Source organism: Dyadobacter sp. (assembly GCF_017744695.1).
Classification (GTDB): domain Bacteria; phylum Bacteroidota; class Bacteroidia; order Cytophagales; family Spirosomataceae; genus Dyadobacter.
In genome coordinates this window covers 130,338-146,029 of sequence record NZ_JAGIAS010000006.1, presented here as the reverse complement: position 1 = coordinate 146,029, position 15,692 = coordinate 130,338, and the positions used below count along the sequence as shown (strand labels likewise).

Genomic DNA, 15,692 nt, shown 5'->3' with positions numbered 1-15,692 from the left:
TTAGGGTACCGGGTCGTGGCCGTGACCACCCCAGGGATGGCATCGTGCAATGCGTTTCAGTCCCATCCAGCCGCCTTTGAACGGGCCATGTTTCTGCACGGCCTCGATCATGTATTGTGAACAGGTGGGTGTATAGCGGCACGAATTCGGTAAATATGGCGAAAGTACCGCCTGATAAAACCGTACCAGGGCTATGAGTAAAAATTTCATTTCGCGTCTTGTCTCATATTAGTATATTTGACCATTAACACCACAAACGCATGCTTTCATATATCATGTGGGACGTCAGTCCCGAAATCTTCACCATTCCGGAAATCGCCGGCTTTGGTCCCTTCCCTGTCCGTTGGTATGGTCTCCTCTTCGCTGCCGGCTTTCTGATCGGCCAGCAAATTATGATCTATATTTTCAAGAAAGAAGGAAAGACGCTGGAAGATATCGACTCGCTCACGCTTTATATGGTGCTTTCGATCGTCATCGGCGCCCGTGTAGGCCATTTCCTTTTCTATGAACCGGAAGTGCTGTTTAAAAATCCCCTGGAAGTGATATTACCTCCCTACGCCGGGCTTGCGAGCCATGGGGCGGTGATCGGAACGGTGATCGGGCTCTTGCTTTACTCACGCTCGCGGGCAGGTACCGGTCAAACGTTCTTCTGGGTAACCGACCGCCTGACCATCACCTTTGCATTAGGCGGCTCGTTCATTCGCTTCGGTAACCTGATGAACTCCGAGATCGTCGGAAAACCTTCTGATGTGCCCTGGGCATTTATTTTCAAGCAAAATACCGAGTTTCTGCAAATCCCGCGTCATCCGGCGCAGCTCTACGAATCCATTAGCTGCTTCATCCTCACGTTCATCCTGATCGCGATCTGGAACAAATACAAGGCAGCCACGCCGCGCGGGCTAATGGTCGGAGTGTTCCTCGTATGGGTGTTTACATTACGCTTCCTGTACGAATTCCTGAAAGAAAACCAGGAAGCCTTCGAAGCCAATTATTCACTGAATATGGGGCAGCTATTGAGCATTCCGGCTGTACTCCTCGGCTTGTTCTTCATTATCCGTTCCCGGCAGAACCCTACGGAAGTCGCCAGCTGATCCTCGCACGCAAGTAGGCGTGCATCAGTGCGGTGTTTTCATTACATTGTAATTAGTTTGAAACAACTCTAACAATTGTCAGATGAAAACATCCTTTATAGCCGCATTTCTTTCATGCGCCCTTCTCTTGACCAGTTGCGGAAGCAAACAGGAAGAAAAAGAAGCCGAAGAAAAAGCCGCCGCCGACAGCCCGGCCGATGCTCTTCAGGCTATTGCCGATAAAGCCAAGGAAATGGGCGACCGCAAGGCCGTGGACCCGGTGGATTTCCGCAAGCTGAAAGACCTTTTGCCCGAAACCCTGGCCGGTATGAGCCGCACCGAATCGACCGGCGAGAAAACCGGCGCAATGGGTTTCACGGTTTCAACCGCCCAGGCCAAATATAAAGGAAGCTCCGATGAATCGCTCGACGTAGAAATCGTGGACACAGGAGGCATCGCCGGCGTATCCACGATGGCGCTCGCGGCCTGGTCTATCGCCGAAATTGATAAAGAAACCACCACCGGCTACGAAAAAACTACGACAATCGAAGGCTACAAGGCTTTTGAGAAATATAACAACGAAAGCAAATCCGGCGAAATCAATGTGCTGGTTGCCGACCGCTACGTTGTGAATGTGGAAGGAAACAACCTGAGCGTCGATCAGCTGAAAGGGGCTTTAAAGGCCATCGACCTCGGCAAGTTGAATGGTATGAAATAGGCCCAAAAAAGGAAAGCAGAAGCGTGGGTGCTTCTGCTTTTCAAGGTTTTAGGAATATGTAATGCTGGACTAACCCGGGTGCTATATCGTTGCCAGATCTACTTTTTCGCGCAGGATCTGTTTTGCTTTCACCAATTGGTTCTTCACTGTATTTTTGGATATTCTCAAAAACTCCGCTATTTCCTGATAGGATTTCCCTTCTTCAATATTCAGTTTTAAAATCTGCCGGCGCTTGATCGACAACGATTCGACAGCCGCCTGCACGACAGACAGCCTTCTTTCGGCTTCTTCCCTCTCGTCCTCCCCGGCAGCGCGGATCGCTTCCATATAATGCTTACGCAACTGCTCGCTCTTTTCAAGCTTTTTAAAATGGTCGAACGCCATATTGCGCAGGCAGGTGAACAGGTATGAGTTGAAATTATAGTCCGGCTTGATCTGGGTGCGCCTCACCCAAATCTTGATAAACACGTCCTGAACCATGTTCTCAGCTTCTTCCTCGTCTTTGAGCAGTGAAACCGTAAACCGCAGTGCAGGTGTTTTGTAGTGATTATACAACTCTGCAAAGGCTGCTTCGTCGCCTTGCGTCACTCTGATCAGGGTATTTTCGTCGGGATAGGCCACAGTCGTACAGTTTAGCTTTATAGAAAAGGGGACTAGGTAAAGAGATTATTTTATCAATTAAAAAACTTTTATTCTTGGTTTGATCCTATTTATTATTCGGCATCAAATTCTTTTTAACATTAATAGGTAATCAGTCAGGTATTAAAATAAAGTTGTTTCCAACATCACCCCGGCAGCGGAAAATTCTGCCTTCGAAACATTCGGTGATGTTTTGTATTGCGCGGCGTATTTGTAATTGTTTGATAAATCTACACCGCTGAATCTAAAATTTGAATCGCAAACTGCGTAAAAATATCGTCATTTTGCGCACCATTGTACGATTTAATCATAACATAATAGTAACTTATCATTTATTACATATTTCCTCATTTACAGTTAGTTCTTAGTGAAAAATACTTAGAAACAACGGGTAGTTCGGGCATCGTTTTCCCACTGCCGTATTTAACAATTTTGTAACATTTGCCGCAAATCGCCGGCGACGCGATAGCCCTCCTTCCTGCATCGGCCGTATTACCCAAAAACAGCTCAATATCCATATCCATTTTATCCTAAATCCAGACCAACCTTTGCTCATGGATCAAAGCCGCATCAACCAGATACTGGAGAAAATCTCCGCCGCCCAGGTCGCTGTATATGGCGACTTCTGTCTCGACTCCTACTGGGTCATGGACGACCGCACTTCTGAAGTTTCCATTGAAACCGGTTTGCAGGCCCAGGCCGTTGCCCGCCATTACTATACGCCGGGAGGCGCCGGGAATGTCGTGGCCAACCTTGCCGCCCTGAAGCCTGCGGGGATCAGGGTCATTGGTGCCGTAGGCGACGATATGCAGGGGCGGGAACTCATGGCACAGCTCCAACAGCTTGGTGCAGACACGAGCGCATTCATTGTCCAGAAAGAAAATTTCAATACATATAGTTACCTCAAACGGCTGGTAGAGGGCCAGGAAGAGCCGCGCATCGATTTCGGTGTATATAATATAAGGAGTATCGAGACCGACCGGCAACTCGTGGCTGCGCTTGAAAAAGCATTGCAGGAATGTGATGCATTGATTTTTAATCAACAGGTAACCGGAAGCATTACCAACACTTCGTTCATCGACGATGTGAATGCCCTTTTCAATCAATATCCCGACAAAATCGTGATGCTGGATTCGCGGCATTTCAACGACAGCTTCAAAAACACCTGCCTGAAATGCAACGACCGCGAAATTGCTTCTTTGAACGGGTTGGACGTGGCGCCGGGTGAAAACGTACCGGTGAGCGATGTAAAAGGTTACGGTGCGGAAATATTTGCCCGGTACCGAAAGCCGGTATTCGTGACTTGCGGAGAACGCGGCATTATCGCATTCGACGAAGCCGGCTACCACGAGGTACCCGGCATTCAGCTGAAAGGCAAGCTCGATACCGTGGGTGCGGGAGATACGGCGATCAGCGCCATTACGCTTTGTCTGGCAGCAGGGTTATCTCCGGCGGAAGCGGCGCTCTTCGGCAATTTTGCCGCGGCAGTAACGGTACAAAAGCTGTTTACAACCGGTACGGCGACCGGCGAAGAGATCGCCGTGGTAGCCAAAGACCCCGACTACATTTACAATGCTGACCTGGCCGAAAACGAGCGTGCCGCGGTTTACTATCCCGAAACGGAGTTCGAAATATGTGTACCCGAGATCCTCGACAAACTCGGACATATACGCTATGCCGTTTTCGATCACGACGGTACGATTAGCTCGCTCCGGCAGGGATGGGAAGAAATTATGGAGCCGGTGATGATGAAATCCATTCTCGGCAAGCAATATGATACCATCGACGCGGGTACATTCCATAAAGTGCAGGAAGAATGTAAAGCATTCATACACAAAACGACGGGTATCCAGACCATTTACCAAATGGAAGGCTTGGTGAATCTTGTGCGCGAATTCGGCTTTGTTCCCGAAGAGCAGATCCTGGACAAATTCCAGTACAAGGAAATTTACAACGATGGCCTGATGGAAATGGTGAACAAACGCATGGAAAAACTCGCCAACGGGGAGCTCGGCCAGGAAGATTACACCCTGAAAGGCGCCGTTGAATTCCTGAAACAGCTCAAAGAGCGCGGCGTAACGATGTACCTCGCGAGTGGTACCGATGCCGAAGATGTAAAAAACGAAGCCCGGATGCTCGGTTATGCCGACTTATTCGATGGGGGTATTTATGGTGCATTGCGCGATTACACCAAGTTTTCGAAGAAAATGGTGATCGAGAAGATCATCCGCGACAACAATCTGCAAGGGAAGGAACTGGCGGTATTCGGTGACGGTCCTGACGAAATCCGCGAGGGGCGTCGTGCCGGAGGTATTTCAGTGGGTATTACCAGCAACGAAGTGCAGCGCTTCGGACATAACCCGGCCAAGCGCCCGCGACTCGTACGCGCAGGTGCCCAGTTCCTGATCCCCGATTTCTCGCAACATAAAAAACTGATCAGCCTGCTGTTTCAGGAAAGCGAAAATTACGCTGAAGCCTGATGCGACATCCGGAAAAACGACTGATTGCCCGGCTGCTTTGCGGCCTCATGCCCTTGCTCTGGTCTTGCCGGAACGATAGAACGGTTGATAACGATCCGTCCTTTTACCAGGACGAGACGTTCATTCAGGAATATCATGAGGCTTTTCCCATGGAAGGCAACGATGTGCGGGCCGTTTTACCCGATCGCAACGGCGATATTTGGGCGGCCACGGCAAAAGGCGTTTTTCGAAAAATGAAGAATGACCGTAATTGGGTACCCATGCTCGACGGGCACGAAAGTGGGCCGTCGTACGCCCTCGCGCAGGATTCTGCCGGCATTATATGGCTGGGCACCTGGAACGGTCTATACCAATGCCAGGACGGCACAATTACAAAGGCGAATGGGCCGATTGGTCCTATTTCTGCGATTTGCACGGCAGCGGGCAAGATCCACGCTATCGGCCCCAATGGTTTTTGGACGGGTAATGCGAGTGGTTTTACTTTACAAAAAGCAGCCATAGCAAAATCTGTCCGCGATGTGATCAGCGACCGGAACGACGGATTATGGATAGCCTCCGACGTAGGACTTTATCACTGGACACCCTCGGAATTAACACATACCTACAAAACCGACGGGCTGATAGCTGCCTATACCAAAGGTTTGGCATACCATTACGACGGAAAGCTTTGGATCGGAGGCCTCGGTGGGATTACCGTTCAGGACAATGGCAAAAAGGAATCGGAGCTGCGGACAACCGACGGCATTCCTTCCACGTACATCACGGCGGTGCGTCTTGCGCCCGACAGTTCGATGTGGGTCGGCACGCAAACAGGCGTGGTACGTTTCCGGAAAGATGGTGGGCGTTCGTTGCTGTTTTCGAGAAGATGGCTGCTGGATGATCAGGTCAATGATATTGCATTTGACAAAGAAGGCAATGCATGGATAGCTACGCCGCGGGGTGTGAGTGCCATTAAAAAGCGGGATATGACGCTGGCGTCCAAGAACACATTCTTTTATGATGTGCTAATGAAGCGACATATACGAGCGCCGTGGATCGCGGGGCAGGCACATTTGCGCGTTCCCGGCGATACGACAACCTGGGAACCGGAAGATGACGACAACGACGGCGAATTTACCGGCAACTACCTGGCGATGGAAAGCTTCCGCTATGCCGCTACAAAGGACCCTATTGCAAAGGAGAATGCTAAAAAAGCATTCGGCTTTCTGAAATCGTTGCAGGAAGTGACGGGCACCAACGGCTTCTTCGCACGTACGATCATACCCGCTACCTGGACGCACATGCACGACGGCAACCGCACGTACACGGAACGCGAGCGAGCGGACGAGCTCGTGAAAGAACCGCGGTTCAAACCCCTAGAAACGCGTTGGCATTTGTCGGCCGACAAAAAGTGGCTGTGGAAAGGCGATACAAGCAGCGATGAAATGTGCGGGCATATGTTTGGCTATTACCATTACTATACGCTCGTGGCAGACGCCGCAGAAAAGAAAGTCATCGCCGCGCACGTAGGCAGGATTGTCGATTACCTGATGCAGCATAACCTGAATTTCGCGGATGTGGACGGCAAGCCCACGCGTTGGTCGGTGTGGTCGCCGGACCAACTGAACCGCGATCCGGAATGGCTGCCCGACCGCAACCAGAATTCGATGGAAATGCTCGCATTCCTGAAACTGGCGCATTTCATGACGGGCAATGCCAGGTATCAAAACGAATACCTGCGGTTGATCGAAAACGAGCATTATCTCGACAATATGAAAGAGGTGACGAAACAAAATCCCGCCTGGTTCATCTATTTCGATGTGGTACTGCAAGCATATCTCTACCCGATCCTGATCCGTTGCGAGCAGGATCCCGAGCGGTTGAAATTTTACAAAAACCACCTGGAAGAATGGTTCGCGAAACGCAAGGGTGACCATAACCCGCTGATTAACTTTATTTATAGCGAATGCCTGGATAAGAAAGTTGAGCTAAAAAACTCCGTGGATTTTCTGATCGATACGCCGCTGGATCTGGTGGACTGGCCGATCGATCACCGGAAGAGGGAGGATATTCAGATAGTGCGTACACCGGTTCTCGAAGACGAACAAATAAATGAACTGCAGCCCGCCAGCATAAGGCTCACCGTCCGTTGGGACAAGAACCCCTGGACAGTATCGGGGGGTAATCCGCAGGTAGAACGTGAGCCGGTTTTCTGGCTCCTGCCTTATTGGATGGGCCGGTATTTGGGAATGATTTCAAAATAGAAACTACATTCGATATGAAGACCTATCTTCTGTTCATCAACCTGCTTTTACTGGTTATGCAAGAAACATCAGCACAACAGACCTATGCCGAAAAACTCGGCTGGCCAAAGGGCACGAAGGTCATTATTTTCCACGTAGACGACGCCGGAATGTCCCGTTACTCGAATGAAGGGGCCAAAAAATCGATCCAGAACGGCGTTGCCACCTCGTGCAGCATAATGATGCCATGCCCCTGGGCAGCCAGCTTTGCCAAATTTGCCATAGCAAACCCGGGGATGGATGCCGGCCTGCATTTGACACTCACTTCGGAATGGCAAGATTACCGCTGGCCACCGCTGAACGGCATTGCGCATTCAGAAGGGTTGGTAGACGACGAGGGCTGTATGTGGCACGAAGTAGAAGAGGTGATCAAGCATGCCAGCCCGGATGTGGTGGAACAGGAAATACGCGCTCAACTAAGCCGGGCATTGAAGCTCGGTTTGAAACCTACCCATATGGATTCCCACATGGGCACACTATTCGCGCATATTCCTTATCTGGAAAGATATATCAAAGTGGGGGCTGAATTTGGCATTCCGGTGATGTTCCCGGGCGGTAATAATCGGCTTTTGAAAGAATGCCTGAACAATCCATTGATCAAAAAGCTGAAAGCCGAAGGGAAATGGAAGGACGGAATGGAGCTCCCCGAACCTGAAATCACCAAACGCTCGGCGGAATTCGGGCAAAAAATATGGGCAGCCGGCCTGCCCGTACTCGACGACCTCCACACGATCAGCGGCGACTGGAAGCCGGAGGGCGGCGACGTCACGCCCGAGCAATGGGGCAAATACAAAGCCCAGAAATTCATCGAAACGATCCGCAAAATGCAACCCGGCGTGGCGATGATGATCGTCCACAGCAGCGACATAACGGACGATTTCAAATACATCAGCGCTTCCGGCGGCTCGCGCTATGCCGATATGCTTTCGATGCTAGATCCCGATTTGAAAGCATTCATCCGATCGGAAGGCATTATCCTGACTACCTGGAAAGAGGTGATGGAAAGAAGGAAAAAAGTTAAATAACCAACTCAATACAATGCAAAAGCACATTTCGTTATCCCTCCTCTTACTGATGGGCACGACGTTCACACGTGCGCAGGTACAGCCTGTGCATAAAGACAAGCCCTATTTGCAGGATTTCAGCATCAAATATTATGCTGATACCACCCAGAGCTCACTCCAACAGGTTGCCGCCGATCGCAATGGCATTATTCAAATGCTTGCGAAAGAAGGGCTCAGGCACACTTCCGCCGGGCAATTTCTGTACCCGGGCAAGGTCGTTCCCGACCAGAACTACCGCTACATGAAGGACAAGAACATCAGCAACCTTGTTTCTTACGAAAATCAACTTGTTTACCTCACCGACCAGGTTGTATTCAGCAATGCGTGGGCCGGAACGCTGTTTTCAAAACATAACCTTCCCAAAGCCAGCTTGCTCGCAGGCGGCAAGGATTTTACGTTCCTCGTTTCCGATGGCGCTTCGCTCGAATTGATTAAAGACTCGAAAAGCCTCTGGAATGGCAAATTACCGGACGATTCTGTGATCGGATTGGCATTTCAGGGTAATGCAAACCAGTTCTGGGTTTTGGGGAGCAAATCGCTTTATAAACTGGGCGCTCAGGACAAAAAGCTGACCAAAGTGCTCACAGGCACCGATTTCACAGCATTTGACATTGCCTCGAAAGAGACCAAAATCATCATTGGAACATTGGATGGTTACCTTTCTTTGGATATTCCAACCGGAAAGCAAACCGGCAACATCAACCGAAAATTGCCTGCAACAAGGATTACGGCTGTGAAAGAGGTGAACGGTAAAGTATGGTTTGGCTCCGATATGGGTGCATTCGCATTGCGCGCCGACGGCAAATTCGACTATTATTTCGGTGAGCGCTGGCTGCCCGGCAATGCAGTTTTGGATATAGAAAAAGGGCCGAAGAACTCGGTATTGGTTTTAACCACCAAAGGTTTGGGACAAATCCAGTTCAAATCGATGACTTTGGAAGAGAAGGCTAAGCTATTTGACCAGCAGGTAAGGTTGCGCCACATCCGGAACGGGTTCAACTCGCAACTTACCGGGCTGAATCACGGTGATTTGTCGACGGGCTACACTGAAGACTCGGACAACGACGGCCTTTGGACATCCATGTACCTCGGTGGCCAGATTTTCCGGTATGCGGTCACCAAAGATCCCGATGCGCTGCAAAATTGCCGCGAGTCGATGGACGCTATGGAGCGCTTGTACACGGTGAACCCTGTGGCAGGATTTCCGGCCCGTTCCTATGAGCGTGCGGGGCATATCAATGAACTCCACGATGTCGAGCGCTGGCAACATTCGCCCGAAAAGGAATGGGACTGGAAGTCAACCACCAGCAGCGATGAAGTGATCGGTCATATTTTCGCATTCGGTGCAGCTGCGGAACTGATCGACGACCCGAAAATCAAGAAGCAGGCCGTTATGCTCATTGATACCCTCATGTCGCACATTGTGAAAAACGACATGTACCTGATCGACTACGATGGCAAACCTACCATGTGGGGTAAATGGCATCCCGACTATGTGAATGCATTCCCTACCAATGTCGGCGACCGCAAGCTGAATTCGTCCAACATCGTGGCTATGCTGCAAACCGCTTACCATTTTACCAAAAAGGAGAAGTACAAGGCGAAAGCATTCGAGCTGATGACCAAACACGGTTATTTCGAGAACATGATGCGACCTATGAGCATTATCGGCCGCGCACCGGAGGATGCCGACGAACATGCGAAACATATGTCCGACGGCTGGAACCACTCCGACGACGAAATGTACTTCCTCGGCTACTGGGGACTTTACCGCTATGCTTTCAACGATACGCTTAAAACCAGCTACAAAAAGCAGATTATCGACCACTGGCAAGCGGAACGTCCCGAAAAGGAAGGTGCCTGGAATATCTTCACGGCCTTAACCGGCACCAAAGATTTTGACTTGAACGAATCGGTGTGGTATTTGCAGGAGCATCCGATGGACCTGATCGACTGGGTAATCAAAAATAGTCACCGCAAGGACATTGAAAAGCTTGAACCTAATTTCCGCAAGCAAACCACCAAAGAGGTGCTACCGCCGGATGAACGTCCTATTCAACGACATAATGGTAATATGTTCAGCCTCGACCGGAGCGGCGGCAATGGCTCCGGTGAGCATAGTGCCGGCGATATCTGGCTTCTCCCCTACTGGATGGGCCGCTATCTCGGCATTATTACCGGCCCTCAAAAGTAGATTTCCCCATGAGACTTGTTTCTATCCCGGTTTTAACGTTCCTAACATTTTTGAGCATGCAATCCTGCCAGACAGACACAGCAGAAAAACAGATCACGCACGACCTGACCTACCACCACGACCTGGACAATAACGACAATTTTTCGCCCAACGGGCAATGGCTCGTGTACGACACCAGGACCGACGATGGCGGCATCGCAGAATCAGCGCGGATCGAGCGTGTGAACATTGAAACGGGAGAGAAACAAGTTCTTTTTGATATTAAAGACAATGCCGTTTGGGGCCCGGGTGCCGGGGCAGTGAGTTACGGCCCTAAGGAAAGCGCCGTTGTTTTCATTCACGGCCTTTCTACCAGCACCAAGGAGAACCCCTACCAGCAATGGCGCCGGACGGGTGTGATTATCCACGACGCCCGTCCGAATGTACCCGTGTACATGGATGCGCGTGATGTGACGCCCCCATTCACGCCCGGTGCGTTACGCGGGGGTACCCACCGGCACGAGTGGAGTGGCGACGGACAATGGATCGGATACACTTACAATGACGCTATCCTGAAAGCGCTGGAAGACTCGACCGGCCAGAAACGTAACCTGCGGACGATCGGTGTTTCTAAAAAAATCAGGGCCGTTAAAGTGGATGAAAATACCGAAAATGTATCGGGAGAATGGTTCAGCGCATTGGTCGTACGCGTCGTACCTAACCCTGCTCCGGGAAGCGATGAAATCAGTCATGCTGCAAGCGACAGCTGGGTAGGAACGAATGGCTATATTACACAAAATGGCACCCGCCAGATAGCCAGGGCTTTTCTCGGCATTGTAAAGGACAAAAATGGCCATGATACGCCGGAAGTCTTCGTCGTCGATATTCCCGAAGACATTACCCAGCCCGGCCCCCTTGGGCCGCTGGAAGGGACAAACACCGACTTCCCGATGCCGCCGAAAGGTGCAGTTCAGCGTCGCCTTACATTTACTGCAAACACTCCACATCCGGGCTGCACAGGCATTGTTCGCTCGTCACCTGACGGCAGCCAGCTGGCATTTCTGGCGAAAGATGCGAAGGGTATCAATCAGATTTTCACCATTTCGCCAAACGGCGGCAAACCGCGCCAGGTCACAGAATACACTTCCGACATTACGGGCAACCTCCGCTGGCATCCCGATGGGAAGCACGTGACTTACGTTTATGAGGGGAGTATTGTGCTTTGTGAAGTTGGCGACTCTCCGTTTAAAGAAAGGATTCAGATACTAACCGAGCCATCGGAGGCTGCTCCAAGTAATCTGGTCTGGTCGGCGGATGGAAAGGTTTTGGCGTTTAACCGGTTGGTTAAGAACGATTCAGGGAAGGGCGTGCAGCAGGTGTTTGTGCTAAACCTAAACTAGAATTTGACCTTTCGGTAAACTACACTTAGTGAAAGTTCTGCATTGAAATACGGTAGCTTAACCACATCTTCCATTTTGTCGTAAAACTCAATATTCCAACGTTCGCCATCACGGACATACATCTCGATTTGGCATTTCGTCTGCTCGATTATGAGATAATATTGCAGCGACGGATCAGAAGAGTACTCACGGAGCTTTTCAACGCGATCGGTCTTGGCTGTACTTTCGGACAGCACTTCGACGATCAGAAGTGGAAAAGTGGTGTAACGAACGGCATCACCCTTTTCTTCGCAAATCATGAAATCGGGAAGACGCACAACCTTTCCGTCTTCTAGCTTTAATTTTACATCATTTTGATAGAATTCATACGCCCCATTCTGCAAAATGCTTCGCAGTTGGAAATGTATATTGCCAGCAATGCGATTGGAAGTAGTTGTTTCTCCTGCCATCTCTATGATTTCTCCGTTGACGAATTCAAACCTACCTTCATGAGTTTCACAAAAGGCGAAGTATTCTTCCAGTGAATAGAGTCTTTCAGCCACAGCTTCCATGTTTCTGCTTTGTTTTCAAAAATAATGAATTACAGGAGAATGCGATTGGCAAACGTTGAACGTAACGCAATTTACGACTTCTCCAACCGAATCGATGACCTTCTGATAATCAGTTCCGAGCGCAGGATAAGTGGTTCCGAATGATCCATCGGCTTGGTACCATTTAATTGGCCGATGATGGTAGTCATAGCCGTCTTGCCCATCTGATAGCCGGGATAAAAAACAGTGGTAAGTTGCGGGGATACTACCTGCGAAACGGGATCGTTGTTGAAACCTACGATGGCGATGTCCTCCGGGATTGCATATCCTTTTTCCTTCAAAACCTGCATGCAGATCGCCGCACAAAGGTCGTTGGTGATAAAAAGGCCATCCGGCTTTTCTTCCGTTTGATCAATTTGCTCTGCTATGGCCCTGCCCGCTTCCTGACTCAGATCGGTCGATATCACAAGACGATTATCCAGCGGCAGATTCTGCCCGGCAACTGCACGCTTGAAACCTTCCATACGGTCGGCATACACATTTCTTCGCAGGTCTCCGGTCACGTGCATGATCCTGCGGCAGCCTTGGTCCAGCAAGTGGCGTGTTGCGTCGTAGCCTGCCTGCTCGTTATCGATGATCACCGCGCCGCATTGCGGATGATCCATGACGCGGTCAAAGAACAAGACCGGAACATTGCGGTTAATGAAAGTGGAGAAATGTTCAAAAGAATCGGTGTCGTAGGCAACCGAAACCAGCAGACCGTCCACACGGCTGTTAAACATCGTTTTGGCGTTGGCTTGCTCCTTCAATTCAGATTCCAGCGATTGGCTGATCAACAAGTTATACCCGAAATTGTTAGCTACTTCCTCCATTCCGGCCAATACCGTCGACATAAAATTACTGTTCAGCCTGGGTACAATGACCCCCAGCGTGTTAGTCTTACGGGTTCTCAAATGACTCGCAAAGGTATTGGAACGGTACCCCAGTTCGGCCGCCTTCTCCGCAATGAGTACCTTGGTTTTCGCGTTAATTGCGGGATGGTCGTTTAGCGCCCTACTCACGGTTGCAGGCGACAATGCGAGTATTTTTGCGAGATCGTAAATGGTAATTTCCTTTTCCATTATTCTTTTCTTGTAAGGGATCACAGGGGCATTCGCCGTCTGTTGTGTATGCTTTAAACTTGGCGGCTTTTTTGAACAGAAATCCCTGTCGCCAAAATTTACGGCAAGTTAATGCAATCGGTTACAATGCAAGATAATATTTATATTTTTATAAAAATTCTATTCGGTTATGATTCAAACAATGCGCTGGTTCGGCCCGAATGACCCGGTTTCGCTGATGGACATCCGTCAGGCGGGATGCTGTGGCGTCGTTACCGCGCTGCACCAGGTACCGGTTGGCGATGTCTGGACGAAAGATGCGATCCGGGAAAGGATCTCGCAGGTTGAAGCAGGTAATGAACGGTATACTTCCCTGAAATGGTTGGTCGTGGAGAGCCTCCCGGTACACGAGCATATCAAGAAGGGCCTGCCTTCTCGCGAGCAATACATCGAAAACTATAAGCAGTCGTTGCGCAATCTGGCTGAGGAGGGAATCCGGACGGTGTGCTACAATTTCATGCCGGTACTCGACTGGTCACGTACCGACCTCTCCTACACATTCGCCGAGGGGCATAAGACGCTGCGGTTTGTCTGGGAGGATTTTGCATTGTTCGACCTCTACATTCTCCAACGTCCGGGTGCAGAAGCGGATTACGACGAGCAGGTACGCGAATCGGCCAGGCTGAAATTGCAAAGCATGTCGCCCGCAGATATCCAGGGATTGACAAACACAGTTTTATTGGGCCTGCCGGGTTCGGAAGAGGCGTTTGAACTCGCGAATTTCCAGGAGTTGCTCAATGCATATGCAGCAATCGGGGACCAGGAGCTACGCGAAAACCTCTACTACTTTATCCGCCAGGTAGCACCTTTGGCACAGGAGCTGGGCATCAACCTCTGCATTCACCCCGACGATCCGCCGCGACCGCTACTAGGCTTGCCGCGGGTGGTGAGCACAGAGGCCGATCTCACGCAACTCATGAATGCGTGTAATGTACGCGCCAATGGCATCACCTTCTGCACCGGCTCACTGGGCGTTCGGGCAGATAATGATCTGTCGGGCATCATCCAGCGACTAGGCGACCGCATCCATTTCGTCCATCTCAGAACAACCAAACGAGAAGCAGACGACAACCGCAATTTCCACGAGGCACCGCATCTGGATGGCGATGTGGATATGTACGAGGTTGTTAAAGCACTACACCAGGAAGAGCTGCGCCGCGGTGCAGCACATTATGCCGACAATCTGCTGCCGATGCGTCCCGATCACGGATTCCAAATGCTGGACGATTTGCACAAAAAGACTTATCCCGGCTATTCCATGATCGGCCGGCTCAAAGCACTGGCCGAGCTGAGAGGACTGGAAATGAGCATCGCACAGTCAGTCCGGGAATATTAATCAAGGTTTATAGATTTAAAAATAATGTCTACTCATAGTCAAATCGAAACAATACCATCACTGAATGTCTTCTCGCTGAGAGGCAAAATTGCCCTCGTAACAGGCGGTGGAAGCGGCATTGGATTTTACATTGCCCAATGCCTCGCACAGGCGGGCGCACAGCTGGTGATAACGGGCAGGCGCGAGGATGTTTTAAAAGAAGCATTACCTAAGCTCGGCACGGATGCCCGCTATTTTGTCAACGATATTACGGACCTTAAATCGCTGCCGGGACTAATCGAAGCCATAGAAACCCAGGTAGGCGAAATCGATATCCTGGTCAACAATGCCGGTATTAACATGAAAAAACATGCGGTAGAAGTCTCCGACGAGGATTTCGACCGCGTGATCCAGACCAACCTTCACGCTGTTTTCTCGATTACGCGCGAATGCGGAAAGCGAATGGTGGAGCGCAAGCGCGGGTCTATCCTGATGATCACCTCCATGGCCGCATTGTATGGTATCGACCGCGTGGTCGCTTATACAGCGTCAAAATCGGCCGTTGGCGGGATGGTGAAGGCGTTAACCACCGAATTTTCGCCCTATAATGTCCGTGTCAACGCGATCGCACCTGGTTTCATTGAAACGCCTATGATGCTTACCGCCATGAACGGCGACCCTTCACGGCGTGACAAAGCCATGGACCGCACGCCGATGGGCACCTGGGGCAAACCCGACGACATCGGCTGGACAGCCGTATTCCTTAGCTCGGAAGCCGCAAAATTCATTACCGGCGTTTCATTGCCTGTGGACGGTGGTAATTCTATCGGATTTTAGTCAAACCTTTTCTTATCGTAATCA

At 50.4% G+C, this 15,692-nt stretch carries 13 protein-coding genes; 9 read left to right on the top strand and 4 right to left on the bottom strand.

Annotated features, from left to right (window positions below):
• A complete protein-coding gene (gene yidD, locus J7619_RS21295) occupies positions 1 to 210 on the bottom strand; it encodes a membrane protein insertion efficiency factor YidD (protein WP_291203410.1) in 210 nt (69 codons plus the stop codon).
• A 50-nt stretch (positions 211 to 260) separates the two neighbouring features.
• Between yidD and lgt the strand changes: the two genes are divergently transcribed.
• Both lgt and J7619_RS21285 read left to right on the top strand, forming a co-directional pair.
• Positions 261 to 1,091, top strand: coding sequence for a prolipoprotein diacylglyceryl transferase (gene lgt / locus J7619_RS21290; protein ID WP_291203407.1), 831 nt, complete (start codon positions 261 to 263; stop codon positions 1,089 to 1,091).
• Positions 1,092 to 1,173: 82 nt separating this feature from the next.
• Positions 1,174 to 1,788 carry a hypothetical protein gene (locus J7619_RS21285; protein WP_291203404.1) on the top strand — a complete coding sequence of 205 codons (615 nt, stop codon included), beginning with the start codon at positions 1,174 to 1,176 and terminating at the stop codon, positions 1,786 to 1,788.
• A gap of 81 nt (positions 1,789 to 1,869) precedes the next feature.
• Here J7619_RS21285 and J7619_RS21280 read toward each other — a convergent pair whose 3' ends face one another.
• Positions 1,870 to 2,409: an RNA polymerase sigma factor gene (locus J7619_RS21280; RefSeq protein WP_291203401.1), complete on the bottom strand. Its 540-nt coding sequence runs from the start codon at positions 2,407 to 2,409 to the stop codon at positions 1,870 to 1,872.
• Between the two features lie 572 nt (positions 2,410 to 2,981).
• Here J7619_RS21280 and J7619_RS21275 point away from each other — a divergent pair.
• Genes J7619_RS21275 through J7619_RS21255 form a run of 5 tightly spaced genes read left to right on the top strand, consistent with a single transcriptional unit; the run spans position 2,982 to position 11,826 of the window.
• On the top strand, positions 2,982 to 4,907 hold the full coding sequence (locus J7619_RS21275; protein ID WP_291203399.1) for a PfkB family carbohydrate kinase: 1,926 nt from the start codon (positions 2,982 to 2,984) through the stop codon (positions 4,905 to 4,907).
• Positions 4,907 to 7,150: a two-component regulator propeller domain-containing protein gene (locus J7619_RS21270; protein ID WP_291203396.1), complete on the top strand. Its 2,244-nt coding sequence runs from the start codon at positions 4,907 to 4,909 to the stop codon at positions 7,148 to 7,150. The genes J7619_RS21275 and J7619_RS21270 overlap by 1 nt, the downstream gene beginning before the upstream one ends.
• 14 nt (positions 7,151 to 7,164) lie before the next feature.
• Positions 7,165 to 8,214, top strand: a complete 1,050-nt coding sequence (locus J7619_RS21265) for a polysaccharide deacetylase family protein (protein ID WP_291203394.1) — start codon at positions 7,165 to 7,167, stop codon at positions 8,212 to 8,214.
• A gap of 13 nt (positions 8,215 to 8,227) precedes the next feature.
• Positions 8,228 to 10,447 carry a hypothetical protein gene (locus tag J7619_RS21260; RefSeq protein WP_291203391.1) on the top strand — a complete coding sequence of 740 codons (2,220 nt, stop codon included), beginning with the start codon at positions 8,228 to 8,230 and terminating at the stop codon, positions 10,445 to 10,447.
• Between the two features lie 56 nt (positions 10,448 to 10,503).
• Positions 10,504 to 11,826, top strand: coding sequence for a DUF3748 domain-containing protein (locus tag J7619_RS21255; RefSeq protein ID WP_291203388.1), 1,323 nt, complete (start codon positions 10,504 to 10,506; stop codon positions 11,824 to 11,826).
• Here the strand turns inward: J7619_RS21255 and J7619_RS21250 are convergent.
• Together J7619_RS21250 and J7619_RS21245 are read right to left on the bottom strand one after the other, a co-directional pair.
• Complete coding sequence (locus tag J7619_RS21250) at positions 11,823 to 12,377, bottom strand: Uma2 family endonuclease (protein ID WP_291203385.1); 555 nt, start codon at positions 12,375 to 12,377, stop codon at positions 11,823 to 11,825. The two genes, J7619_RS21255 and J7619_RS21250, sit on opposite strands and share 4 nt — an antisense overlap.
• Before the next feature lie 71 nt (positions 12,378 to 12,448).
• Entirely contained in the window at positions 12,449 to 13,477 is a 1,029-nt protein-coding gene (locus J7619_RS21245) for a LacI family DNA-binding transcriptional regulator (protein ID WP_291203382.1), read from the bottom strand.
• Between the two features lie 169 nt (positions 13,478 to 13,646).
• On the opposite strand from J7619_RS21245, the gene uxuA reads away from it, so the two are divergent.
• A complete protein-coding gene (uxuA, locus tag J7619_RS21240) occupies positions 13,647 to 14,852 on the top strand; it encodes a mannonate dehydratase (RefSeq protein WP_291203379.1) in 1,206 nt (401 codons plus the stop codon).
• Between the two features lie 24 nt (positions 14,853 to 14,876).
• A complete protein-coding gene (locus tag J7619_RS21235) occupies positions 14,877 to 15,668 on the top strand; it encodes an SDR family NAD(P)-dependent oxidoreductase (RefSeq protein ID WP_291203376.1) in 792 nt (263 codons plus the stop codon).
• The last annotated feature ends 24 nt before the right edge of the window (positions 15,669 to 15,692 follow it).

What these genes read in the sequence shown, in the direction of transcription:
- J7619_RS21275 (WP_291203399.1), top strand. Translation starts at nt 2,982, where the DNA reads ATGGATCAAAGCCGCATCAACCAGATACTGGAGAAAATCTCCGCCGCC.
- J7619_RS21265 (WP_291203394.1), top strand. Translation starts at nt 7,165, where the DNA reads ATGAAGACCTATCTTCTGTTCATCAACCTGCTTTTACTGGTTATGCAA.
- yidD (WP_291203410.1), bottom strand. Translation starts at nt 210, where the DNA reads ATGAAATTTTTACTCATAGCCCTGGTACGGTTTTATCAGGCGGTACTT.
- J7619_RS21235 (WP_291203376.1), top strand. Translation starts at nt 14,877, where the DNA reads ATGTCTACTCATAGTCAAATCGAAACAATACCATCACTGAATGTCTTC.
- J7619_RS21255 (WP_291203388.1), top strand. Translation starts at nt 10,504, where the DNA reads ATGCAATCCTGCCAGACAGACACAGCAGAAAAACAGATCACGCACGAC.
- J7619_RS21250 (WP_291203385.1), bottom strand. Translation starts at nt 12,377, where the DNA reads ATGGAAGCTGTGGCTGAAAGACTCTATTCACTGGAAGAATACTTCGCC.
- J7619_RS21260 (WP_291203391.1), top strand. Translation starts at nt 8,228, where the DNA reads ATGCAAAAGCACATTTCGTTATCCCTCCTCTTACTGATGGGCACGACG.
- J7619_RS21285 (WP_291203404.1), top strand. Translation starts at nt 1,174, where the DNA reads ATGAAAACATCCTTTATAGCCGCATTTCTTTCATGCGCCCTTCTCTTG.
- uxuA (WP_291203379.1), top strand. Translation starts at nt 13,647, where the DNA reads ATGATTCAAACAATGCGCTGGTTCGGCCCGAATGACCCGGTTTCGCTG.
- J7619_RS21245 (WP_291203382.1), bottom strand. Translation starts at nt 13,477, where the DNA reads ATGGAAAAGGAAATTACCATTTACGATCTCGCAAAAATACTCGCATTG.
- lgt (WP_291203407.1), top strand. Translation starts at nt 261, where the DNA reads ATGCTTTCATATATCATGTGGGACGTCAGTCCCGAAATCTTCACCATT.
- J7619_RS21270 (WP_291203396.1), top strand. Translation starts at nt 4,907, where the DNA reads ATGCGACATCCGGAAAAACGACTGATTGCCCGGCTGCTTTGCGGCCTC.